At 67.5% G+C, this 21,625-nt stretch carries 21 protein-coding genes; 7 read left to right on the top strand and 14 right to left on the bottom strand.

Annotated features, from left to right (window positions below; all coding sequences use genetic code 11):
- Window positions 1-4 precede the first annotated feature (4 nt).
- Both AC5P9I_RS00535 and AC5P9I_RS00530 read right to left on the bottom strand, forming a co-directional pair.
- Window positions 5-1,279, bottom strand: a complete 1,275-nt coding sequence (locus tag AC5P9I_RS00535; RefSeq protein WP_049465818.1) for an efflux RND transporter periplasmic adaptor subunit — start codon at window positions 1,277-1,279, stop codon at window positions 5-7.
- A complete protein-coding gene (locus tag AC5P9I_RS00530) occupies window positions 1,279-1,935 on the bottom strand; it encodes a TetR/AcrR family transcriptional regulator (protein WP_049465820.1) in 657 nt (218 codons plus the stop codon). The genes AC5P9I_RS00535 and AC5P9I_RS00530 overlap by 1 nt, the downstream gene beginning before the upstream one ends.
- 250 nt (window positions 1,936-2,185) lie before the next feature.
- On the opposite strand from AC5P9I_RS00530, the gene AC5P9I_RS00525 reads away from it, so the two are divergent.
- The 3 genes from AC5P9I_RS00525 to AC5P9I_RS00515 all read left to right on the top strand — a co-directional run bounded on the left by AC5P9I_RS00525 (window position 2,186) and on the right by AC5P9I_RS00515 (window position 9,119).
- Complete coding sequence (locus tag AC5P9I_RS00525) at window positions 2,186-7,162, top strand: NAD-glutamate dehydrogenase (protein ID WP_049465822.1); 4,977 nt, start codon at window positions 2,186-2,188, stop codon at window positions 7,160-7,162.
- Between the two features lie 191 nt (window positions 7,163-7,353).
- Complete coding sequence (locus AC5P9I_RS00520) at window positions 7,354-8,127, top strand: NAD kinase (protein ID WP_049465824.1); 774 nt, start codon at window positions 7,354-7,356, stop codon at window positions 8,125-8,127.
- Between the two features lie 47 nt (window positions 8,128-8,174).
- Window positions 8,175-9,119, top strand: coding sequence for a 5'-nucleotidase (locus tag AC5P9I_RS00515; protein WP_019660382.1), 945 nt, complete (start codon window positions 8,175-8,177; stop codon window positions 9,117-9,119).
- A gap of 51 nt (window positions 9,120-9,170) precedes the next feature.
- Here AC5P9I_RS00515 and AC5P9I_RS00510 read toward each other — a convergent pair whose 3' ends face one another.
- The 12 genes from AC5P9I_RS00510 to asnS form a co-directional block, all read right to left on the bottom strand.
- A complete protein-coding gene (locus tag AC5P9I_RS00510) occupies window positions 9,171-9,722 on the bottom strand; it encodes a DUF2939 domain-containing protein (RefSeq protein WP_235644261.1) in 552 nt (183 codons plus the stop codon).
- 42 nt (window positions 9,723-9,764) lie between these two features.
- Window positions 9,765-10,757 carry an aldo/keto reductase gene (locus AC5P9I_RS00505; RefSeq protein ID WP_049465829.1) on the bottom strand — a complete coding sequence of 331 codons (993 nt, stop codon included), beginning with the start codon at window positions 10,755-10,757 and terminating at the stop codon, window positions 9,765-9,767.
- Window positions 10,757-11,443, bottom strand: a complete 687-nt coding sequence (locus AC5P9I_RS00500) for a DUF2461 domain-containing protein (RefSeq protein ID WP_049408575.1) — start codon at window positions 11,441-11,443, stop codon at window positions 10,757-10,759. Before AC5P9I_RS00500 ends, AC5P9I_RS00505 begins: the two co-directional genes overlap by 1 nt.
- The gene (gene sbcB, locus AC5P9I_RS00495) at window positions 11,440-12,879 is read right to left on the bottom strand and encodes an exodeoxyribonuclease I (RefSeq protein ID WP_049465831.1); all 1,440 of its coding nucleotides are present in this window, start codon (window positions 12,877-12,879) and stop codon (window positions 11,440-11,442) included. The genes AC5P9I_RS00500 and sbcB overlap by 4 nt, the downstream gene beginning before the upstream one ends.
- Window positions 12,879-14,246, bottom strand: a complete 1,368-nt coding sequence (locus tag AC5P9I_RS00490) for an FAD-dependent oxidoreductase (protein ID WP_049465833.1) — start codon at window positions 14,244-14,246, stop codon at window positions 12,879-12,881. The genes sbcB and AC5P9I_RS00490 overlap by 1 nt, the downstream gene beginning before the upstream one ends.
- Before the next feature lie 31 nt (window positions 14,247-14,277).
- Window positions 14,278-15,552: a kynureninase gene (kynU, locus tag AC5P9I_RS00485; RefSeq protein WP_049465834.1), complete on the bottom strand. Its 1,275-nt coding sequence runs from the start codon at window positions 15,550-15,552 to the stop codon at window positions 14,278-14,280.
- A 162-nt stretch (window positions 15,553-15,714) separates the two neighbouring features.
- Complete coding sequence (locus AC5P9I_RS00480) at window positions 15,715-16,236, bottom strand: 3-hydroxyanthranilate 3,4-dioxygenase (RefSeq protein WP_049465838.1); 522 nt, start codon at window positions 16,234-16,236, stop codon at window positions 15,715-15,717.
- Window positions 16,237-16,255: 19 nt separating this feature from the next.
- Window positions 16,256-16,918 (bottom strand): carbonate dehydratase, encoded by a 663-nt coding sequence (can, locus tag AC5P9I_RS00475; RefSeq protein WP_049465839.1) that lies wholly within the window; start codon window positions 16,916-16,918, stop codon window positions 16,256-16,258.
- 74 nt (window positions 16,919-16,992) lie between these two features.
- The gene (locus AC5P9I_RS00470; RefSeq protein ID WP_049465841.1) at window positions 16,993-17,631 is read right to left on the bottom strand and encodes an FMN-binding negative transcriptional regulator; all 639 of its coding nucleotides are present in this window, start codon (window positions 17,629-17,631) and stop codon (window positions 16,993-16,995) included.
- Between the two features lie 7 nt (window positions 17,632-17,638).
- On the bottom strand, window positions 17,639-17,953 hold the full coding sequence (locus tag AC5P9I_RS00465) for a hypothetical protein (protein WP_049465843.1): 315 nt from the start codon (window positions 17,951-17,953) through the stop codon (window positions 17,639-17,641).
- Window positions 17,954-17,960: 7 nt separating this feature from the next.
- Window positions 17,961-18,260, bottom strand: a complete 300-nt coding sequence (locus tag AC5P9I_RS00460; protein WP_005417403.1) for a hypothetical protein — start codon at window positions 18,258-18,260, stop codon at window positions 17,961-17,963.
- A 30-nt stretch (window positions 18,261-18,290) separates the two neighbouring features.
- Window positions 18,291-19,685, bottom strand: a complete 1,395-nt coding sequence (gene asnS / locus AC5P9I_RS00455; RefSeq protein ID WP_049465844.1) for an asparagine--tRNA ligase — start codon at window positions 19,683-19,685, stop codon at window positions 18,291-18,293.
- Window positions 19,686-19,814: 129 nt separating this feature from the next.
- On the opposite strand from asnS, the gene AC5P9I_RS00450 reads away from it, so the two are divergent.
- The 4 genes from AC5P9I_RS00450 to rplI all read left to right on the top strand — a co-directional run bounded on the left by AC5P9I_RS00450 (window position 19,815) and on the right by rplI (window position 21,586).
- On the top strand, window positions 19,815-20,153 hold the full coding sequence (locus AC5P9I_RS00450; protein WP_049428383.1) for a HesB/IscA family protein: 339 nt from the start codon (window positions 19,815-19,817) through the stop codon (window positions 20,151-20,153).
- Between the two features lie 198 nt (window positions 20,154-20,351).
- Window positions 20,352-20,789, top strand: a complete 438-nt coding sequence (gene rpsF, locus AC5P9I_RS00445; RefSeq protein WP_006452997.1) for a 30S ribosomal protein S6 — start codon at window positions 20,352-20,354, stop codon at window positions 20,787-20,789.
- An 11-nt stretch (window positions 20,790-20,800) separates the two neighbouring features.
- The gene (rpsR, locus tag AC5P9I_RS00440; protein ID WP_002804494.1) at window positions 20,801-21,031 is read left to right on the top strand and encodes a 30S ribosomal protein S18; all 231 of its coding nucleotides are present in this window, start codon (window positions 20,801-20,803) and stop codon (window positions 21,029-21,031) included.
- Between the two features lie 105 nt (window positions 21,032-21,136).
- A complete protein-coding gene (gene rplI / locus AC5P9I_RS00435) occupies window positions 21,137-21,586 on the top strand; it encodes a 50S ribosomal protein L9 (RefSeq protein WP_043398478.1) in 450 nt (149 codons plus the stop codon).
- The last annotated feature ends 39 nt before the right edge of the window (window positions 21,587-21,625 follow it).

Here is a 21,625-nt window from a genome sequence, read left to right as displayed (position 1 = left end):
CCCGTTACTGCTTGTTCGAATCGGTGGCGGCCGGCTTGGCCGCATCGGCCTGCTCGGGCTTGGCCGCGTCGGCCGGTGCCTGGCCCGCGGCCGGCGCTGCCGCAGCCGCGGCCGGTGCAGCGCCGCCTGCGGCCGGCTTGCCGCTGGCGTCCTGGCCCGGGGTCCACGGCTTGGCCACGGCCGGTGCACCTTCCTTGACCTTCTGCACGCCGGCCACGATCACCTTGTCACCGGCGGCCAGGCCGTCGCTGACCAGCCAGTTGCCGTTCTGCGCGCCATCGGTCTTCACGTTCTTGCGCACGACCTTGCCGTCGGCGCCGACCACCATCACGTAGCCGCCGTTGGTATCACGCAGCAGGGCCTGCTGCGGCACCAGATAGGCGTTGTTGCGCTCGCCCAGGTTGGCCTGGAAGCTGACGAAGGCACCCGGCAGCAGGATCTGCTGCGGGTTCGGCAGCAGCGCACGCAGCGACACCGCGCCGGTGGCCGGATCGACCGTGGTCGAAGAGAAGTCCAGCGTGCCCGGCTCGCTGTAGGTGCTGCCATCGGCCAGCTTCACGGCCACCGTGGCCTTGCCGTCGCCGGACAGCGCCAGCGCGCCCTTGGCCTGCTGCGCACGCAGCTGGGTCAGCTCATCCACGCTGAGCGAGAAGTTCACATACAGCGGGTCGAGCTGGTCGACGGTGGTCAGCAGGGTCACATCGCCCTGGCCGACCAGCGCGCCCTCGGTGACCTGCTGCTTGTTGGCCACGCCACTGATCGGCGCGGTCACTTCGGCGTAGCCCAGGTTGATCCGCGAGGAGGTCACCGCCGCTTCGGCCTGCTTGACGGCGGCCAGGGCGGTGCGCTCGGCCGATTCAGCGTTGTCCAGGTCGGACTTGGAGACGAACTGCTGCGGGGCCAGCGAGCGCGCGCGATCGGCGGCGACCTTGGCGTTGGCGTAGGTGGCGCGGGCCGAGGCCAGCTGGGCCTCGGAGGCGTTGAGCGAAGCACGCAGCGGCGCCGGGTCGATCAGGAACAGGGTCTGGCCCTGCTTGACCTGCGAGCCTTCCTGGTAGACGCGCTTGAGCAGCACGCCCGGCACGCGCGCGCGCACGTCGGCGCTGCGGAACGGCGACAGGCGGCCGACCAGCTCACGCTGCAGGGGCAGGGTCTGCGGCTTGGCGTCGATCACGCCCACCTCCGGCGGCGGGGGCGTCTGCTGTTCCGGCTTCTTGCAGGCAGCCAGCGCGACAGCAACGGCGCACGTCAAGGCAAGGGTGCGGAGTGGGGCGGTCATCAGGAGGAACTCCGGGGTTGGTTTGTAGACGGGGCCGGCGACGGCTGTGGCGCGAACGCGCGCAGGAAGCTGTCGACGGAGAACTCTGCCCAGCGCCGACGCAGCAGTGCGTCATCACGATGGGGCGTATGGAAGCGCTGTTTGTCGAAATCCTGACCGGCGATCATGCTCAGCAGCAGTTCGGCCATGAAGTGCGGGTCGTCATGCCGGAGCTGGCCTTGCATGCAAACGGTTTCAATCCATTCAGCAAGATGAAGCGTCAGCGCGCCGGCACCATGCCGGTAAAGCGTACGCGCCTCTTCGGGAAACTGGGACGCCTCGGCGGCGATCAGCCGGCAGGCCTGGCCCACGTGCGGTTGGTTGAAATGCTCCAGGAAGTCGGTGGCGAACTGGAGCAGGCTGGCACGCAGGTCGTCACCGCGGAGTGCACGAAGCATGGCCCCGGTGGCGTGGCCGACATGGCGCTGCATCACCCGGCGCAGCAGTTCCTGCTTGCTGCCATAGCGCGAATACAGGGTCTGCTTGGAACAGCCGGCCTGCTGGGCGACCGCCTCCATGCTCATCTGCATGCCCTGCCGGGCGAGCAGGTCGCGCACGGCATCGAACACGCGCTGGTCACGCGCGTCGAGGGCAACGGGGAGGTAGGCCGGGTTCACGCGGTGGACTATACCGTCCAGTTCAGGATTGTGGAATGCAATCCGCGTCGCCGCGTGTGTCTTCCGGTAACACGTTTTGCCGATCCTGCCGGCAGTGCCGAAATGGTCGCCACGCCCATACCGGTGCGAACTGAATAGGCGTCTAAACCGCAGCAAACCCGAATCTGCTTATTCCGTCCTGCAGCAAGGCCTTTTCGCGCCGTAGGGCTACAATTTCATTTTCCCAACTGAGCAAGCGCATCGCTCTGCCATGAAACCGCAAAAAACCGCAGCCAAGACCGTGAAAAACAAGACGAAACCAGCAGAGTCGGAGGTCGCAGTGACCGCTGGTTTCTCCCTGGAGCCGGTGTACACGGCCTTGCGCAAGCGCTACCCCGCGGCCGCACAGGCCGAAGCAGTGGCCTTTGCCACTGACTTCTACAAGCGCATGGAGTCGGACGAGTTCCCGCACCACAGCGCTGAAGAGTGGGCCGCTCTCGCGGCTGAGACGCTGGAATTCGCCCGTGCCCGCAAGGCCGGCAAGGCCAACGTCCGCGTGTTCAATCCGACCGCGAAGGCCAACGGTTGGGAATCGCCGCACACCGTGCTGCAGATCGTCAACGATGACATGCCGTTCCTCGTCGATACGGTCACCATGTCGCTGGCCGAGCAGGGCGTGGGCGTCCACGTGCTGGGCCACCCGGTGCTGCGCTTCACCCGCGACAAGGCCGGCAAGCTGGTCAAGGTCGGCGAGGGCGATGCCGAGTCGGTGATGCTGCTGGAGATCGACCGCCAGCCGGCCGACGCCATGGCCGCCATCGAACAGGCCATCAACAAGGCGCTGGACGAAGTACGTGCGATCGTGCGCGACTGGCAGCCGATGAAGGACAAGGCGCTGGCGCTGGCCGACGACCTGGGCAGCCGCCAGCTGCCGGTCGACGCGGCGTCGCGCAAGGAGGCGCAGGAGTTCCTGCGCTGGGCTGCCGACAACCACTTCACCTTCTTCGGCTACCGCGAGTACCGCGTCGAGAAGCAGGGCAAGGAAGAGGTGCTGGCGCCGCTGAACGACACCGGCCTGGGCCTGATGCGCGGCAAGGACAAGTCCGCCGCCCGTCCGGTCAAGACTCTGGCCGCGCAGGGTCTGAACACCACGTCCGGGTTGAAGGACGCGCTGATCCTGACCAAGACCAACGCCCGTTCGCGCGTGCATCGCGCCGGTTACATGGACTACATCGGCGTGCTGGAATTCGACGCCAAGGGCAAGATCATCGGCGAGCAGCGCTTCCTCGGCCTGTTCACCTCCAGCGCCTACAACCGCCGCCCGTGGGAAATCCCGCTGGTGCGCCAGCGCCACGAGCACGTGATGAAGCAGTCGGGCCTGGCCCCGGCCAGCCACAGCGGCAAGGCCCTGCGCCATATCCTGGAAACCCTGCCGCGCGAAGAGCTGTTCCAGTCCAGCGAGGACGAACTGTTCCGCACCGCGATGGGCGTGCTGGGCCTGCAGGAGCGCGTGCGCAGCCGCCTGTTCCTGCGCCGCGACAAGTACAGCCGTTTCATCTCCGCGCTGGTCTACCTGCCGCGCGAGCGCTTCAACACCGACGTGCGCCTGCGCATCGAAGCGATGCTGAAGGACGCACTGCACGGTGAGTACGTCGACAGCTCGGTGGTGCTGGGCGAATCGCCGCTGGCGCAGGTGCACCTGATCGTGCGCCCGAAGCCGGGTGAGATGCTCGACGTCGATACCGCCGACCTGGAGCAGAAGCTGGCCCAGGTGCTGCGCAACTGGCAGGACGACCTGCGCGAAGCGCTGGTGGCCCGCCACGGCGAGACCGAAGGCCTGCGCATCGCCGCCCGCATCGGCAAGGCACTGCCGGCCGGCTACATCGAAGACAACAGCACCGCGGTTGCCGCCAACGATGTCAGCCAGCTCGATGCGCTGACCGGCCCGGACGACCTGCGCCTGAGCCTGCAGGCCGTGCCGCGCGAAGGCGGCGATGGCCTGCGCCTGAAGCTGTACCGCCAGCTGGACGACATTCCGCTGTCGGACGCGCTGCCGATGATGGAGAACATGGGCCTGCGCGTGATCGCCGAGCGCCCGTACCGCCTGACGGTCGACAACGCCCCGGTGTACGTGCAGGACTTCGAGGTCGAGTCGACCGCCGGCGCGATCGATGCCGCCAGCGTCGACGAGGCTTTCGGCGAGACCTTCGCCCGCGTCTGGCATGGCGACGCCGAGAACGACGGTTTCAACCGGCTGGTGCTGGCTGCCGGCCTGCACTGGCGCCAGGTCGCCATGCTGCGTGGCTACTGCAAGTACCTGCTGCAGACCGGCGTGCCGTTCTCGCAGGCGTACGTGGAAGGCACCTTCGCGCGCTACCCGCTGCTGGCACGCCTGCTGGTGGAACTGTTCGAAGCCCGCTTCGATCCGGCCACCGGCCACGAGAGCAAGGATGACATCGCCGCCGGCCAGGCCCAGCTGAAGGCCCACTTCGATGTGCTGGCCGCCGGCGACGACGCCACGCTGAAGGTGCTCAAGAGCGTGGTCGATGCCCGCAAGGGTGACCGCGACGCGCAGATGCAGGCCGCGCGCGATGCGCTGCTGAAGCTGATGGACCGCGTGTCCAGCCTGGACGAGGACCGCATCCTGCGCTCGTTCATGGGCGTGATCGACGCGACCCTGCGTACCAGCTACTACCAGACCGATGCCAACGGCCAGCACGGCCATGTCATCAGCTTCAAGTTCGATTCGGCGCTGGTGCCGGACCTGCCGAAGCCGCGCCCGTACCGCGAGATCTTCGTCTACGGCCCGCGCGTGGAAGGTACCCACCTGCGCTTCGGCGCGGTCGCCCGTGGCGGCCTGCGCTGGTCGGACCGTCGTGAGGACTTCCGTACCGAAGTGCTGGGCCTGGTCAAGGCACAGATGGTCAAGAACACCGTCATCGTGCCGGTCGGCGCGAAGGGCGGCTTCTTCGCCAAGACCCCGCCGGTGAACGGCGACCGTGATGCGATCTTCGCCAACGGCGTGGCCTGCTACAAGCTGTTCATCCAGGGCCTGCTGGACATCACCGACAACATCGTCAACAACAAGATCGTGCCGCCGGTGGATGTCGTGCGCCACGACATGGACGATCCGTACCTGGTGGTGGCGGCCGACAAGGGCACCGCGACCTTCTCCGACATCGCCAACGGCCTGGCCATCGCACACGGCTTCTGGATGGGCGATGCGTTCGCCTCGGGTGGCTCGGTGGGTTACGACCACAAGGGCATGGGCATCACCGCGCGCGGCGCGTGGGAATCGGTCAAGCGCCACTTCCGCGCCCTGGGCCGTGACAGCCAGAGCCAGGACTTCACCGCAGTCGGCGTCGGCGACATGTCGGGCGACGTGTTCGGCAACGGCATGCTGCTGTCGCGCCACATCCGCCTGGTGGCTGCATTCGACCACCGCCATATCTTCCTGGACCCGAACCCGGACGCGGCCACGTCGTTCGTCGAGCGCGAACGCCTGTTCACCCTGCCGCGTTCCAGCTGGGCTGATTACGACACCGAGCTGATCAGCAAGGGCGGCGGCGTGTACCCGCGCAGCCTCAAGTCGATCGAGATCACCCCGCAGGTGCGCGAAGCGCTGGGCCTGGACGAGAACGTCAAGGCGCTGTCGCCGAACGATCTGATGAGCGCGATCCTGAAGGCTCCGGTCGACCTGTTGTGGAATGGCGGCATCGGTACCTACGTCAAGGCCGCCAGCGAGCAGCACAGCGATGTCGGCGACCGCGCCAACAACGCGCTGCGCGTGAACGGTGGCGAGCTGCGCTGCAAGGTGGTGGGCGAGGGTGGCAACCTGGGCATGACCCAGCTGGGCCGCATCGAGGCTGCCCAGGCCGGCGTGCTGCTCAACACCGACTTCATCGACAACTCGGCCGGCGTCGATACCTCCGACCACGAAGTCAACATCAAGATCCTGCTCAACGATGTGGTGCGGGCCAAGAAGCTGACCGTCGAGCAGCGCAACAAGCTGCTGGCGTCGATGACCGACGAGGTCGCCGAGCTGGTGCTCAACGACAACTACCGCCAGAACCAGGCGCTGAGCCTGATGGAGCGGATGGCGGTCAAGCGCCTGGGGTCCAAGCAGCACTTCATCCGCACCCTGGAACAGCAGGGCCTGCTCGACCGCCAGATCGAGTTCCTGCCGTCCGATGCCGAGCTGTCGCAGCGCAAGGCACGCGGCCAGGGCCTGACCCGTCCGGAGCTGTCGGTGCTGCTGTCCTATTCCAAGCTGGTGGCGTTCAACCAGCTGCTGGATTCGGACATTCCGGAAGATCCGTACCTGTCCAAGGAGCTGCAGCGCTACTTCCCGACCCCGCTGCAGAAGAAGTACGCCGACGCGATGGAGCGTCACCGCCTGAAGCGCGAAATCATCGCCACGGCCGTGACCAACCAGACCATCAACCGCATGGGCGCCACCTTCCTGATGCGCATGCAGGAAGACACCGGCCGTTCCATCGCCGAGGTTGCCAAGGCCTACACCATCAGCCGTGAAACGCTGGATGCACGTGCACTGTGGGCGCAGATCGACGCGCTCGACGGCAAGGTGCCGGAGTCGGTGCAGATCGACGCACTGGAAGTGATCTGGAAGCTGCAGCGTTCGTTCGTGCGCTGGCTGCTGTCGCGCCCGGGCGCGATGCCGGGCATCACCGAGGCGGTCAACCGCTACCAGGGTCCGTTCAACGACATCCGCGTTGCTTCGGGCGTGCTGCCGGATTCGCAGCGTCCGACCTACGAAGCCCTGGTGGCCGAGTGGAAGGAAAAGGGCCTGCCGTCCGCGCTGGCGCAGCAGCTGGCCGAACTGCACTTCCTGGAGCCGGCGTTCGACATCATCGAGCTGGCCCGTACCCGCAAGCTGAAGCCGGTTGACGTGTCCAAGGTCCACTTCCGCCTGGGCGATGCCCTGCAGCTGCCGTGGCTGTTCGAGCAGGTCGACGCGCTGGAGGTCAACGGCCGTTGGCATGCGGTGGCACGTGGCGTGCTGCGTGACGAACTGGCGGCCAACCACCGCAACCTGGCAGGCCAGGTGCTGGGCACCAAGGGTGGCAGCGCCGAAGCCAAGGTGGCGGCCTGGATGGGTCGCGATGACAACAGCCTGCGCTTCACCCTGGCGATGCTGGCCGAACTGGCCGAGCAGAAGACCCTGGACTACCCGACCGTCTCGGTCGCGGTGCAGCGCCTGGGCCAGCTGGCCGCGCATGGTGCGTAAGTGAAGTAGTGCCAGGCCATGCCTGGCATGCGTGAACCGGAACGGCCCCGCGAAAGCGGGGCCGTTCTGCATTGCCGGGTAGTGCCGGCCGCTGGCCGGCAACCGCATGAACCGCAACCGGCTGCTGTTGCCGGCCAGCGGCCGGCACTACCGGGTATGCTCTTGCTGGCACACCCCACCCGGATCCACCGATGAGCGACACCCCCCGCATCGCTTTCCTGGCCAGCACCACCGAACCTGCGCAGATGGCCCGCGCGGCGATGATTTCGCGTTATGGCGATCACACGCCGGAGCAGGCCGACGTGCTGTGCCCGCTGGGCGGCGACGGCTTCATGCTGCAGACCCTGCATCGGCACGGGCACCTCGGCAAGCCGGTGTTCGGCATGAAGCTGGGTACCGTCGGCTTCCTGATGAACCAGTACCGTGGCGACGACGACGTGCAGGCCCGCATTGCGCGCGCCGAACCGGCCAACCTGCGCCCGCTGGAAATGGTGGCGCTGACCGAATCGGGCACCAGCACCGGTTCACTGGCCTACAACGATGTCTCGCTGCTGCGCCAGACGCGCCAGGCCGCGCATATCGGTATCGACCTCAATGGCCAGGAGCGCGTCGCCGAACTGATCGGCGATGGCGTGCTGGTGGCCACCCCGGCCGGCAGCACCGCGTACAACTACTCCGCGCATGGCCCGGTACTGCCACTGGGCTCGCATACCATCGCCCTGACGCCGTTGGCGCCCTATCGCCCGCGGCGTTGGCGCGGGGCGATCCTGAAGGCGGATACCGAGGTGCGCTTCCGCGTGCTCGATCCCTACAAGCGTCCGGTCAGTGTCACCGCTGATTCGCACGAGACCCGCGACGTGGTGGAGGTGACCATCCGCGAGTCCAGGGACCGCCGCGTGACCCTGCTGTTCGACCCGGAGCACAACCTGGAAGACCGGATCCTGAGCGAACAGTTCGTTTTTTGAGGACAATAGGCGGCCGGCCGTGCCGACCGCTTGAAGGACCCCCACCGATGGGCGACAACTCCCCCCGTTTGCTGACCGTCGCGGTGACCTCGCGCGCGCTGTTCGACCTCGAAGAAAGCCACGCGCTGTTCGAGAGCGATGGCGTGGCGGCCTACGCCGAGTTCCAGCGCCAGCACGAGGACGACATCCTCGGCCCCGGCGTGGCCTTCCCGGTGGTGCGCAAGCTGCTGGCGCTGAACCAGGGCGCCAGCCCGGAGAATCCCCGGGTCGAGGTGATCCTGCTGTCGCGCAACTCGGCCGACACCGGCCTGCGCATCTTCAACTCGATCCAGCACTACGGCCTGGGCATCATCCGCGCGACCTTCACCGCCGGCGAGCCGACCTGGCCCTACGTGAAGCCGTTCGGCACCGATCTGTTCCTGTCGGCCAACCCGGAATCGGTGCGCAGCGCGCTGCGCCATGGCATCGCAGCGGCAACCATCCTGCCCAAGCCACCGGGCGAGACCGCGGCCGCAGCAGCCGACCAGATCGACATCGGTCGCCCGGCCGGGCAGCTGCGCATCGCCTTCGACGGTGATGCGGTGATCTTCGGCGACGAGAGTGAGCGCATTTCGCGCGAGCAGGGCGTTGAAGCGTTCGGCCGGCATGAGCGCGAACGGGCCCGCGAACCGCTCAGCGGGGGCCCGTTCCGGGGCTTCCTGTCGGCCCTGCATACGCTGCAGGAAGTGTTCCCGGCTGGCGAGAGCGCGCCGATCCGCACCGCGCTGGTGACCGCGCGTTCTGCGCCGGCGCATGAACGGGTGATCCGCACGCTGCGCGAGTGGGGCGTGCGACTGGACGAAGCGCTGTTCCTCGGCGGCCGCCACAAGGGGCCGTTCCTGCAGGCGTTCGGTGCCGACATCTTCTTCGATGATTCGCAGCACAACATCGACAGCGCCCGCGAGCATGTGGCCGCCGGCCACGTGCCGCACGGCGTCGCCAACGAGGGCTAGGGGCTGTCGTTGCCGACCCTGGTCGGCATTGCCGTCAGTCCACGGGTCCGGTCAGGGGCTGGCGGACAGCCCCAGCTGCAGGTCCACCACCTTCCAGCGCAGGCCCTGCGGCTCCAGCACCACCTTCAACGGCGGCTGGCCGGGGCCGCGATCGACATCGATCACGAAGCGGTCGAATGACTCGAAATGGTGTTCGGCCTGCTTCAGGGGCTGTGCCGGCTCGGTCGGGCCGAACGCATCGCCGCCCTGCAGCTCATTGCGGCCGCGCTTCCACAACACGTGGCCCTGCAGCATCGCGCCGATCCCGGTCGGGGTCACCAGGGTGTCCACCGCAGCGCCACCGAGCTGATCACCCAGGCCGTAGAGCAGGGCGCCGAACGGGCTGGCCGCCACCTCGGGGCCGGCCTGGCGCACCAGGTAGTCATTGAGCTGCGCGCGCAGGCTGCTGCGCACGCGCGAGAAGTCGACGTAACGTTCCAGGCGCGCGGTGTCGCGCTGCTCGATGGCCTTGGACAGGCCGTTGACCGTCAGGTACGGGCCGCCGAACCACCAGGCCGCCAAGGCCAGGACCAGCAGCACCACAAGCGCGGAGAGTTTCTTCATGGCGACCAGACTGCCGCAACCGCGGCAGTACCGGGTGAAGACTTACTGACTGGGCGAACCCTGTCCGTCGCCGAAGGCCTCCACCAGCTGTCGGCGCTCGGTCGGGCCCAGCGCTTCCACGCGTGTTGCCAGCACCTCGTCCAGGCTGCGGATGCGGGTGGTGCCGAGGATGCCGCTGGCCACGCCGGAATGCCCCAATGCATAGGCGAAGGCGGTCTGCGCCGGACGCTGGCTGCGGATCGCGGCCACTGCCCGGCGCATCTGGCGGGCACTGCGCATCAGCTGGCGGCTGCTGGGCTTCAGCCAGGCGCGCGCCAGGTACCAGCCATCGGCCAGCCGTGGCAGCCGCGGGCGTGCGGGCAGCAGGTGGCCCTGCGCCAGCACGGTCCCGGCCAGTACGCCGATGCCCACCGCCTGCAACTGGTCGATCAGCGGTTCGCGGTCCTGCTGCAGGGCGTTGTAGTCCAGCAGCACCACATCGAAGGCGCCGGGATGGGCGATCATCCAGCGCAGGGTCGAGGCCGAATGCGTGTTGATGCCGGTGTGCCGGATCAAGCCGCGCTCGCGCAGGCGCTGCAGCGCGGCCAGCAGATCGTCGTTGATGTCATGCTCGCTGGCGCCATGCAGCTGGTAGATGTCCAGGTGATCCAGGCCGAGGTTGCGCAGCGACGCCTCGCAGCTGGCGGTGATGGCCGCGGGCGAGAAGTTGCGCTGCTCGGCACCGCTGATGCCGGCCTGGCCGGTCAGCGTGCCGCCCTTGCTGGAGATCACCAGCGCGTCGCGCGGGTACTGCTTCAGCAACGGGCGCAGGATGCGGCCCAGGCGCGGCTCGGCATGGAAGCCGGAATAGTTGTGACCCGTATCGAGCAGATTCACGCCGTGGGCGAGCGCATGTTCGACCACGGCGGCCGCCTCATGCTCCGGGAAGCGGCGATGGCCCCAGAAGCCGGAGCAGCCCAGGCCGATCGGTGAAACGGCCAGGCCGGTGCGGCCGAGCACGCGCCGCTGGCGGGCCAGCGGAAGATCCTGCGACATCAGAACTCCAGATCCAGCGCGGCGCACAGGTAGTCGACGAACGGACCGAGCGCGGCCAGGTCCTTGCCCAGCGTGGACAGCAGGCGCGGGCCGGTCATGGTGGCGTCGTCCAGCGAGCGCCACATCACCCAGTTGCGGTGCTTGAGGTCGTCGATGAACTCGAAGTCGGCGGGGAAACCACGCGGCGGACGCACCAGCTTCTCGCTCTCCTCGAAATCGAAGCGCTTGCGCAGGGCCGGGGCATGCGCGGCGGCCTTCCAGCTGCCCGGGTTGTCGAGGATGAAGTGGCGCACGCGGCGCTGCGTTTCCGGCTCTGGATGCCACAGGCCGGCACCGACGAAGCTCTCGCCCGGCTGCAGGTGCACGTAGAACGACGGCGCGGCCACCTCGCGGCGGCGCTCATGGAACAGGCGTGCCCCCTGCCAGGTCTTGTACGGCGACTTGTCGTTGGAGAAGCGCGCGTCGCGATGGATGCGGAACAGCGAGCCGCCGACGCCGCGGGTATCGGCACGGAAGTGTTCGCTGACCTCGGCCAGGGCCGGTTGCAGGTCGCCCAGCAGGCGCAGGAACGGCTGCCGTACGTGGTCTTCATACTGCTGGCGGTGGTCGTTGAACCAGGCCTTGTCGTTGTGCCGCGCCAGGCTGCGCAGGAACCTGAAACTGGCGTCCGAGAAGTAGGTGCTCACAGTGTCTCCTGCAGGTGCTGGCCCCATTCGCGCAGCGATTGCAGCAGGGCCTGGCGCCGCGCATCGTCGGGCGCTTCGGCGGCCAATGCATCGAGCTGCTGCCGGTACTGGGGCAGGTTGAGTTCGCCCAGCCCGCCGTCGCCGAGCAGGCGCTGGCGGCGGTAATCCTGCCAGCGCTGGCGTTCAGCCGGCGCGAGGCTGCCGGGATGGTTGCGCGCGCGGTAGCGGAACAGCAGTTCCGGCAGGCGCGGGTCGCGGAAGCGGCCCTCCAGCGCGGCCAGCTGCTCCGGCGCGGTGGTGCGGGCGAGGGCAAGCAGCGGCTTGTCGCCGTTGCCGAGGAAACCGTCGTACAGCGAGGCATCGACGTCGGCTACGGTGGCGGTGCGGGGCTGGTTGTAGACCTGGCGGGCCTTCTCGGCCAGTTGCGGCGCAAACGCGCGCAGCCGTTCCACCTTGGCCTCGATCGCGGCCACGTCCAGGCCGAGGCGCGCGTGGTCATCGGCGCGCAGGTGGTTCCAGGCGATCAGCGCCGGCACCTTGTTCAGATGCACCTCCTTCAGCGGCACCCGTGCCACGCCCTCGGGCAGCTCGCTGGCGCGCAGGTACAGGCGCTGCGCGATCACCTCGGCCGGCAGTGCCAGCAGATCGTCGATGTCACCGTCCAGGTCGAACACGATCACCCGGTTGTTGATGGTCGGGTGCACGGCCAGCGGCAGCACCGGCGCCGCGCACAGGCGGCTGGCGGGATAGCGCATGGAAACATGCAGCACCGGCTTCATCGCGGCCACGTCCAGCAGGCCGCCGACGAAGCGCTTGTCGCGCAGCTTCAGTGCGTAGTCCCACAGCCGTGGCTGCGACTGCTTGAACAGCCGCGCCATGCCGATGGTCGCGCGCACGTCCGACAGCGCCTCGTGCGCATCGCCTTCGCGCACATTGTTGGCTTCGGCCAGGTGTTCGAGCTTGAACGACGTCGCGCCGTCCTCGCGCAGCGGCCACTGGATGCCCTCGGGCCGCATCGCCCGCATCAGGCGCAGCATGTCCAGCAGATCCCAGCGCGAATTGCCGTTGCGCCACTCGCGTTCGTACGGATCATGGAAATTGCGGAACAGGCCGTAGCGGACGAACTCATCGTCGAACCGCAGCGTGTTGTAACCCAGTGCGCAGGTGCCGGGGCGCGACAGCTGTTCGTTGATGCGGTCGAAGGCCTCGGCCTCGCTGATGCCCTCGGCCAGCGCCTGTTGCGGGGTGATGCCGGTGACCAGGGTGGCCATCGGCGAGGGCAGCAGGTCATCGGCCGGCCGCACGAAGAAGCTGACCGGCGTGTCGATCTCGTTGAGATCGGCGTCGGTGCGGATGGCGGCGTACTGCGAGATGCGCGTGCGCCGCGGGTCCTGGCCGAAGGTTTCCAGGTCGTAGAACAGGAAGCTGTCGGCCATCAGTGCGCGCCCTCCAGGACCGGCAGCTGCGCGTGGATCTGCGCTTCCAGCGCGGCCCAGTCGATGTTGTCCAGTGAATCATGGCCGGTGGTGGCGGCCACCAGCATGTCGCGTTGCAGTTCGGTGCGGCGCAGCGCCTCGGCGTACGGCGTGTGCAGGAAGGTGACCATCGTGTAGTGCGGCACGAAGCGGGTCGGCCAGCGCCGCTGCAGTTCCTGCTCCAGTTCGCGCTGCAGCAGGAATGCGGGATCGGCGACGCGGTCGCGCATCTCCAGGTAGTTTTCCAGCGCCATCTGCTGGATGGCACGTGCATTCGGCTTGCGCTCGGCTTCGAACGCGGCGAACGCACCTTGCAGGTCATCCGCGTCCATCAGGTGGCGGGCCAGTGCGACGCAGTCCTCGAACGCGCAGTTCATGCCCTGGCCGTGGAACGGCACCATCGCGTGGGCGGCATCGCCGATCAGCACGGCGCGCCCCTGCTGGTGCCAGCGCTCCAGGGTGAGCGTGCCAAGCAGGCCCGGCGGGTGTTGCTCCCAGTCGGCGCGCAGGTTGGGGATCAGCGGCAGCGCATCGGCGAATTCGCGCGCGAACAACGCCTCGGCCTGCGCACCGGTATTGACCGTCGCGAAGCTGGGATCGCCCTGGTTGGGCAGGAACAGGGTGACGGTGAAGGTGCCTTCGTGGTTGGGCAGGGCGATGCACATGTAGTGGCCACGGGGCCAGATATGCAGTGCGTTGCGCTCGATGCGGAAGCCACCGTCGGCGGCCGGCGGGATCTCCAGCTCCTTGTAGGAGTGGTCGAGGAAGGCGATATCCTCGCCCAGCGGCGCGCGCCGGTTCATCGCCGCGCGCAGCGCCGACCCTGCGCCGTCGGCACCGATCAGGGTATCGAAGTGGATGTCGTGCGGGCTGTCGTCGCGATCATCGATGAAGCGCGCATGGCCAGCATCGAAATCAACGGTGTGCAGGCGGCGGTGGAAGTGCACGGTGGCGCCGGCCCGTTCGGCCAGCTCCAGCAGCGTGGTGTTCAGGTCACGGCGGTGGATCGACCAGATCACCTCGCTGTCGTCGCGGCCGTAGCGTTGCAGCTGCGGCGCGCCGTCGCGCGGGTGCACCATGCGGCCGCGCATCATCACCGCGCGGGCCATCACTTCGTCTTCCACGCCGGCCTGGCGCAGTGCATTGCGCCCGCGCTCGGCCAACGCCAGGTTGATCGAGCGGCCGCTCTCGTAGTCGGCCACGCGCGGATCACCGCGGCGTTCGTACAGGGTGATGCGCCAGCCCTGCCGTGACAGCAGGATGGCCAGCAGGGACCCGGCGAGGCCGGCACCGATAATGCTCAACGAGCGGGAAGCGTGTGCGATCAACGAACTGTCCAGCAGCAGGAAAGGGGCCGACTCAAAGGCCTGCCCAGGCTTCCACTTCCTCGACGAAGTGGTGCACGTCCAGGTAGCGGTTGTAGAGCGGGGTGGGCGAGATGCGGATCACGTCGGGTTCGCGCCAGTCGCCCAGTACGCCGATGCCGCGCAGGTGTTCGAACAGCGCACGCCCCCGTTCGCGGCCGCCGATCACGCGCAGCGACAACTGGCAGCCGCGGCGCTGCGGGTCGGCCGGGGTGACGATGTCCAGCACCTGGGGCAGGCGCGCGCGCACCAGTGCTTCGAGCATGCCGGTCAGTGCCAGCGACTTGCTGCGCAGTGCGTCCATGCCCGCGCGCTCGAACAGGTCCAGCGAGGCCCGCAGGGGCGCCAGGCCGAGGATCGGCGGATTGCTCAACTGCCAGCCTTCGGCACCGATCGCCGGGGTGAACTGCGGCGCCATCTGGAAGCGGGTGGCTTCCTCATGCCCCCACCAGCCGGCAAAGCGCGGCAGGGTGGTGTCGCGATGGTGGCGCTCGTGCACGAACGCCCCGGCCACCGCCCCCGGGCCACTGTTGAGGTACTTGTAGTGGCACCACACGGCAAAATCCGGGGCCACGTCATGCAGGCGCAGCGGCAGGTTGCCCACCGAATGCGCCAGGTCGAAGCCGATGCGCGCGCCCTGCAGGCGGGCGGCGCGGGTGATCGCATCGAGGTCGAAGGCCTGGCCGGTGCGGTACTGCACACCGGGCCACAGCACCAGCGCCAGGCGCGGGCCGTGCTCGGCGATGGCACGTTCGATCGCGTTCAGCGAGATCGTGCCGTTGGCTTCGTCCGGTTGCACTTCCACCAGGCACTCTGCCGGGTCGAAGCCATGGAAGCGGATCTGTGCTTCCACCGCGTGGCGGTCGGTGGGGAATGCGCCGGCTTCCATCAGGATCACCGGGCGCTGCGTGCTCGGCCGGTAGAAGCTGACCATCATCAGGTGCAGGTTCACGCTGAGCGTGTTCATCGCCACCACTTCGCTGGGCAGCGCGCCGACCACGCGGGCCAGCTGCGCGCTGACCAGGCGGTGGTACGACAACCACTGCGTCGGCCCGGTGAAGTGGCCTTCCACGGCCAGCTCGCCCCACTGCTTCATCACCTCCTGCACCGCCGCCTGCGCGCCGCGCGGCTGCAGGCCCAGCGAATTGCCGACGAAGTAGGTCTGCTCTCCGCCGCCATGGCGCGGAATCAGGAATTCACTGCGCAGCGGGCGCAGTGGATCGGCGGCGTCCAGGGCAATGGCATGGGTGCGGCTGAGCAGGTCGGACATGGTCGGGCAACAGGCTGCAACGGGACCGCCAGTGTAGCGCCTGGGGCATGGCCCGGTAGCAGCCGACCCGGCACCAGCGCCGCGTGATCCGGTAGTCGCCAACCTTGGTTGGCGCACGTACAAGAAAGCGCCCACCAAGGCTGGCAACTAGCGTTCGCTGGCTCAGTCCGCCGCTGGCGCCGGCAGCGGATCCACGTGCCCGCACTGGCGGCAGGTGCGCAGCTCCAGGCTGGCGTGATAGCGCGCAAACACCTTGGGCAGGTCGGTCTCGATGTTCTGCAGCGCGAAGAACTCTTCGTGCAGCTTGTGGTTGCAGCGTTCGCAGTGCCAGATCACGCCGTCCTTCTCGTGCGGCAGGCGCTTGCGCTCGACCACCAGGCCGATGCCGCCGGGCGGGCGCCGCGGTGAGTGCGGCACCCGGGCCGGCAGCAGGAAGATCTCGCCGGCGCGGATCGGGATGTCGCGCACCGCGCCGTCCTCCTGCACCTTCAGCACCATCTCGCCTTCGAGCTGGTAGAACCACTCCGGGCCTTCATCGTAGTGGTAGTCGGTGCGCGAATTCGGCCCACCGACCACCATCACGATGAAATCGCCGTTGTCGATCATCTTGTTGCCCACCGGCGGCTTCAGCAGGTGGCGGTTCTCTTCGATCCAGGCGTGCAGGTTGATCGGCGAAGCGAGCATGGTCGTGGTCCGTGGGGGTTCAGTCGCGCCGGCCCTGGCGGGGCACGAAGGACAGCGCCTTTTCATAGGCCGGTTTCAACTCTTCCGGTGCACCGACGTCGATGCCCATCTCGCTGACCCGGCCGTTCTTCAGGCTGTAGACCCAGCCGTGCACCATCAGCTTCTGGCCGCGGGCCCAGGCGTCCTCCACGATGGTTGAACGGCACAGGTTGGCGACCTGCTCGATCACGTTCAGTTCGCACAGGCGCGCGTGCTTCAGCTCGTCATCCTCGATCGCGTCGAGGATGCCCTGGTGCTTCTGCACCACGTCGCCGACATGACGCAGCCAGTTGTCGGCCAGGCCGACGCGGGTATTGTGCAGGCAGGCGTGCACGCCGCCGCAACCGTAGTGGCCAACGATCAGGATGTGCTTCACCTTCAGCTGGTCCACCGCGTACTGCACCACGCTCAGGCAGTTCAGGTCGCTGTGTGCCACCACGTTGGCGACGTTGCGATGCACGAAGACTTCACCCGGCGCCATGCCGATGATCTGGTTGGCCGGCACCCGCGAGTCGGAGCAGCCGATCCACAGGTATTCCGGATGCTGCTGCTTGGACAGGTGCTGGAAGAACTCAGGGTCCTCCTTGGCGATGCGGTCGGCCCAGTCGCGGTTGTTCTGCAGCAGGCGGTGGATGTCTTTCATGTGCGGTATCCCTGGCGTCGGGTGGGGGCAAGGCGCGGCCGTTCTGGTCGCGCTGTCGCGGGAAGCTGAGGTGATCAGCCGCTGGAGGCGGACTGTTCACGGTGCCAGCGCATCCACTGCGCCAGCTCATGGGAGGACGGGGTGGCGAGCGCGTCCAGTGCGGTGATCACGGCCTGCTGGTTGGCGTCGGGATGGTTCTGGCTGAGTTTCAGCTTCAGCTGTACGTGTTCAACCTGGAAGCGGAAGCCGACGATGGCGCGCAGCTCCGGGCCGTGTTCGGCGCGCGCGGCATCGAACCGCCAGGCCTGGCCGACGCTGGCTTCGAAACGGTCGCTGATCGCGCCGACCAGTTCAGCCAGCGCACCGGCATCGTCGAACGTGTGCAGCTGGCCGCGCAGCTCGGCAGCCGCATAGTTCCAGGTCGGCACCCGCGCAGCAGGCTCCTTGTCCGGGTACCAGCTGGCCGAAACATAGCCGTGCGGTCCATCGACCAGCACCTTGGCGGTGCCGCGGTGGCGCGACTGCGGGTTGGCGCGGGCCCAATGCCCGCACAGTTCGATGCGATCGCCGTCACGCCGGTACAGCACCGGCATCCGGGTCAGCTCTGGCAGGCCATCGCCGCCGGTCGTGAGCACGGTGACGAACGGGTCGCGTGCCAGCAGGCGGTCCAGCCAGAGCAGGTCGGTCTCGGCGAAGGCGCGCGGGGTGAACATGCCAGGGTCAGGCGCGCCCGCCGAGCGACTGGATCATGCGGCCACGCAGGCCTTCGTCGCTGTCGGCCTGCGGCGGCTGCACTTCGTGCAGGCTGAAGCCGCGCACCAGCGCGTCTTCCTCGTCCAGGCCGTCGTACTCGACGAATTCGGCGTCGAACAGCTGCGAACGCGCGGTGTCTTCGCTGTCATAACTCAGCGTATTGCCATCGCTGTCGAGCACTTCGGCGGTGCCGGCCGGGCGCACGCGCAGGCGCGCCCAGATCAAGGTGTTGCCGAGGCTGGCCAGCCACCAGCTGTCGCGCGAGACGGAGATGTCATTCATGGATGCGTTACCAGAGCGAGGCCAGCCAGAGCAGGGCGGCCATGCCCAGTCCGGCCAGCAGGGTCAGCAGCGATACCCAGGCCGGCGTCGCCAGCCCGGACAGCGAGCGGTCCGGTTGCTGGCGATAATCACGGCGCAGCAGCCAGGCCAGGGCATCGGGCTTGAGGAAGGCGCCGCTGCCAAAGCGCTCGGCGAGCGCCGGATGGCGGTCGCGCACGTGCACCAGGGTCAGCGGCCAGAAGATCACGAAGGCACTGAACCCGGCCACTGCAACGCCGACGAAACAGAGGGCGAAGAACAGGGTCATGGGGGCAGCACCTCCGTGGTCGTGTGGGGCTTAGAAGTCCGCGCTGCCCGGGGCGCGCGGGTAGGGGATCGCATCGCGGATGTTGGACAGGCCGCAGACGTACACCACCAGGCGCTCAAAGCCCAGGCCGAAGCCCGCGTGCGGCACCGAACCGTAGCGGCGGAAATCGCGGTACCAGCTGTAGTGCTCGCGGTCCAGGCCGAACTGGGCCATGCGCGCGTCCAGCACGTCCAGGCGCTCTTCGCGCTGGCTGCCGCCGATGATCTCGCCGATGCCCGGGGCCAGCACGTCCATCGCGGCGACAGTCTTGCCGTCGTCGTTCAGGCGCATGTAGAAGGCCTTGATGTGCTCCGGGTAGTTGGTCACCACCACCGGGCGCCCGACATGTTCCTCGGTCAGCCAGCGCTCGTGCTCGGTCTGCAGGTCCAGGCCCCATTCGACCGGGAAGTCGAACTTCCTGCCGGACTTCTGCAGCAGGCTGACCGCATCGGTGTAGTCGATGCGCTCGAACGGCGCATTGATGAAGTCTTCCAGCTTGGTGATCGCGTTCTTGTCCACGCGCTCGGCGATGAAGGCCAGGTCGTCGCTGCGTTCGTTCAGCACCGCGCGGAACAGGTACTTCAGGAACTCTTCGGCCAGGCGCGCGTCTTCGGCCAGGTCGGCGAAGGCGATTTCCGGCTCGATCATCCAGAACTCCGCCAGGTGGCGGGTGGTGTGGCTGTTCTCGGCGCGGAAGGTCGGGCCGAAGGTATAGACCTTGCTCAGCGCCAGGCAGTAGCCCTCGACGTTGAGCTGGCCGGACACGGTCAGGAAGGTTTCCTTGCCGAAGAAGTCGCGGCTGAAATCGATCGCGCCCTTCTCGTCACGCGGCAGGTTCACCATGTCCAGGGTGGACACGCGGAACATCTGGCCGGCGCCTTCGGCGTCGGAGGTGGTGATGATCGGGGTGCTGATCCAGTTGAAGCCGTTCTCGTGGAAGAAGCGGTGCACGGCCTGGGCCAGGCAGTTGCGGATGCGGGTGACCGCCCCGAACAGGTTGGTGCGCGGGCGCAGGTGGGCCACTTCGCGCAGGAATTCCGGCGACATCGGCTTGGGCTGGATCGGGTAGGTCAGCGGGTCCTCGACCCAGCCGACCACCTCCAGCGTGCTGGCCTGGATCTCGAACGACTGGCCTTTGCCCTGCGACTTCACCAGGGTGCCGGTGGCGATGACCGAGCAGCCGCTGGTCAGGCGCTTGATCTCGTCGAAGTTGCCCAGGCTGTCGTTGGCCACCACCTGGATCGGGGCGAAGCAGGAGCCGTCGCTCACATTCACGAAGGCCAGATTCGCTGAACCGCGCACCGTGCGCACCCATCCGCGTACCGTGACTTCGCCGCCTTCCGGGATCTTCCCGGCAAGCGCATGTTCAACGCTGACCACCGTCATGACTTGAATCCTCTGCTGATCGACTCGATCTGTGAACACGGGAGTTTACCGGTTGCAGCGTTCCGCTTGCGAGGCATTTTTCGCGGCAACGGCTCCTTATAATGTCCCTGTATCTCTGGAGTAGCCCCCATGGCCGTCAGCCTGACCCCCATTGCCTTCGAGCGCGTGCAGCGCTTCGTCGCCCAGACCCCCGGCGCGCTGGGCCTGCGTTTCGGCGTGACCAAGACCGGCTGTTCCGGCTGGGGCCACGTGACCGACCTGGCCCGCGATGAGCGCGAGGGCGATACCGTGTTCGAGCAGGACGGCGTGAAGATCTACGTCGACGCCAAGAGCCTGGCGCTGGTGGACGGCACGGTGATCGACTTCGGCAAGCACGGCCTGAGCGAGACCTTCACGTTCAGCAACCCGAACGCCACCGCCGAGTGTGGCTGCGGCGAGAGCTTCACCACCGACGCCGACAAGGCCTGAGGGCCCGGCGGGACCTGATCGTTCTGCTGGCGCCCGCCCCCGGTTCAGGGCGCCAGGTGGCCCACCGGTTGCCCGGCAACCCCATCTGCGCCATAATGCGCGGCTTCCTGCCTCCCTGGCGGGAACCCTTGCCCCACCGCGGTCTCAACGGCGGGGGGCTGTCCGGCCGCAAGGCCACATCCGAAAGGTAGAAAAAACATGAGTCGTCATTACGAAATCGTGTTCATGGTCCACCCGGACCAGAGCGAGCAGGTCCCGGCCATGATCGAGCGCTACAAGTCGCTGGTCGAGAACGGCAACGGCACCATCCACCGTCTGGAAGACTGGGGCCGCCGCCAGCTGGCGTACCCGATCCAGAACCTGGTGAAGGCCCACTACGTGCTGATGAACATCGAAGCCGACCAGGCCGTTCTGAACGAACTGACCGAAAGCTTCCGCTTCAACGACGCCGTGCTGCGCAACCTGGTCATCAAGCGTGACGAGGCTGACACCGAGCAGTCGCTGATCATGAAGAGCAAGGACGAGAAGGGTGACAAGCCGGAGCGCGGTGAGCGCCGTCGTCGTGACGACGAAGAAGGCGAGTCCACCACCACCGCTGACAACGAAGCCGGCGACGACGCCGCTTCCGCCGCCTAAGGAGCCTTCCCATGTCCAAGTTCTTCCGTCGCCGCAAGTTCTGCAAGTTCACGGCTGAAGGTGTGAAGGAGATCGACTACAAGGATCTCAACACCCTGCGCCAGTACCTGACCGAGAACGGCAAGATCGTGCCGAGCCGCGTCACCGGTACCAAGTCGAAGTACCAGCGTCAGCTGGCGACCGCCGTCAAGCGCGCTCGCTTCCTGGCCCTGATCCCGTACACCGACAACCACGACGTCTGATGCCCGGCGGGGCGGCCCGGTGCCGCCCCCGCTGTGCCAGCTATTCGGACAGCCTTTGTTGCGGGGCATCGCCTCGCTAACGAATAACTTATCTGGAGCAATACCATGCAGCTGATCCTCCTGCAGAAAGTCACCAACCTCGGCAACCTGGGCGACCTGGTCGACGTGAAGCCGGGCTACGGCCGTAACTTCCTCGTGCCGCAGGGCAAGGCCGTGCCGGCCACCGAGAGCAACAAGGCCGAGTTCGAAGCCAAGCGCGCCGAATACGAAGCCAAGGCCCAGGCCATCCACGCCGAAGCTGACGCCCGCAAGGCCAAGCTGGACGGCGCGAGCGTGACCATCCCGGCCAACGCTTCGACCGAAGGCAAGCTGTACGGCTCGGTCGGCGCCCGCGAAATCGCCGATGCCTTCACCGCTGCCGGCCTGCCGGTCAGCAAGAGCGAAGTCATCCTGGGCGAAGGCGCCTTCCGCAACATCGGCGAGTACGACGTGCTGATCCACCTGCACGCCGACGTCGAGACCACCGTCAAGGTCGTCGTCGTCGCCGAAGCCTGATCCCACGCCGCAAGGCCTGGCATCACCGCAGAACGGGCG

The sequence above is a fragment of the Stenotrophomonas sp. YJH_SMC_29 genome, assembly GCF_059371235.1.
This window is presented reverse-complemented; position numbering and strand designations above follow the sequence as displayed.

What these genes read in the sequence shown, in the direction of transcription:
- rpsF (WP_006452997.1), top strand. Translation starts at nt 20,352, where the DNA reads ATGAGTCGTCATTACGAAATCGTGTTCATGGTCCACCCGGACCAGAGC.
- kynU (WP_049465834.1), bottom strand. Translation starts at nt 15,552, where the DNA reads ATGTCCGACCTGCTCAGCCGCACCCATGCCATTGCCCTGGACGCCGCC.
- AC5P9I_RS00520 (WP_049465824.1), top strand. Translation starts at nt 7,354, where the DNA reads ATGAGCGACACCCCCCGCATCGCTTTCCTGGCCAGCACCACCGAACCT.
- AC5P9I_RS00470 (WP_049465841.1), bottom strand. Translation starts at nt 17,631, where the DNA reads ATGTTCACCCCGCGCGCCTTCGCCGAGACCGACCTGCTCTGGCTGGAC.
- asnS (WP_049465844.1), bottom strand. Translation starts at nt 19,685, where the DNA reads ATGACGGTGGTCAGCGTTGAACATGCGCTTGCCGGGAAGATCCCGGAA.
- AC5P9I_RS00505 (WP_049465829.1), bottom strand. Translation starts at nt 10,757, where the DNA reads ATGTCGCAGGATCTTCCGCTGGCCCGCCAGCGGCGCGTGCTCGGCCGC.
- can (WP_049465839.1), bottom strand. Translation starts at nt 16,918, where the DNA reads ATGAAAGACATCCACCGCCTGCTGCAGAACAACCGCGACTGGGCCGAC.
- rpsR (WP_002804494.1), top strand. Translation starts at nt 20,801, where the DNA reads ATGTCCAAGTTCTTCCGTCGCCGCAAGTTCTGCAAGTTCACGGCTGAA.
- AC5P9I_RS00535 (WP_049465818.1), bottom strand. Translation starts at nt 1,279, where the DNA reads ATGACCGCCCCACTCCGCACCCTTGCCTTGACGTGCGCCGTTGCTGTC.
- sbcB (WP_049465831.1), bottom strand. Translation starts at nt 12,879, where the DNA reads ATGGCCGACAGCTTCCTGTTCTACGACCTGGAAACCTTCGGCCAGGAC.
- AC5P9I_RS00525 (WP_049465822.1), top strand. Translation starts at nt 2,186, where the DNA reads ATGAAACCGCAAAAAACCGCAGCCAAGACCGTGAAAAACAAGACGAAA.
- AC5P9I_RS00480 (WP_049465838.1), bottom strand. Translation starts at nt 16,236, where the DNA reads ATGCTCGCTTCGCCGATCAACCTGCACGCCTGGATCGAAGAGAACCGC.
- AC5P9I_RS00460 (WP_005417403.1), bottom strand. Translation starts at nt 18,260, where the DNA reads ATGACCCTGTTCTTCGCCCTCTGTTTCGTCGGCGTTGCAGTGGCCGGG.
- AC5P9I_RS00515 (WP_019660382.1), top strand. Translation starts at nt 8,175, where the DNA reads ATGGGCGACAACTCCCCCCGTTTGCTGACCGTCGCGGTGACCTCGCGC.
- AC5P9I_RS00450 (WP_049428383.1), top strand. Translation starts at nt 19,815, where the DNA reads ATGGCCGTCAGCCTGACCCCCATTGCCTTCGAGCGCGTGCAGCGCTTC.
- rplI (WP_043398478.1), top strand. Translation starts at nt 21,137, where the DNA reads ATGCAGCTGATCCTCCTGCAGAAAGTCACCAACCTCGGCAACCTGGGC.
- AC5P9I_RS00465 (WP_049465843.1), bottom strand. Translation starts at nt 17,953, where the DNA reads ATGAATGACATCTCCGTCTCGCGCGACAGCTGGTGGCTGGCCAGCCTC.
- AC5P9I_RS00510 (WP_235644261.1), bottom strand. Translation starts at nt 9,722, where the DNA reads ATGAAGAAACTCTCCGCGCTTGTGGTGCTGCTGGTCCTGGCCTTGGCG.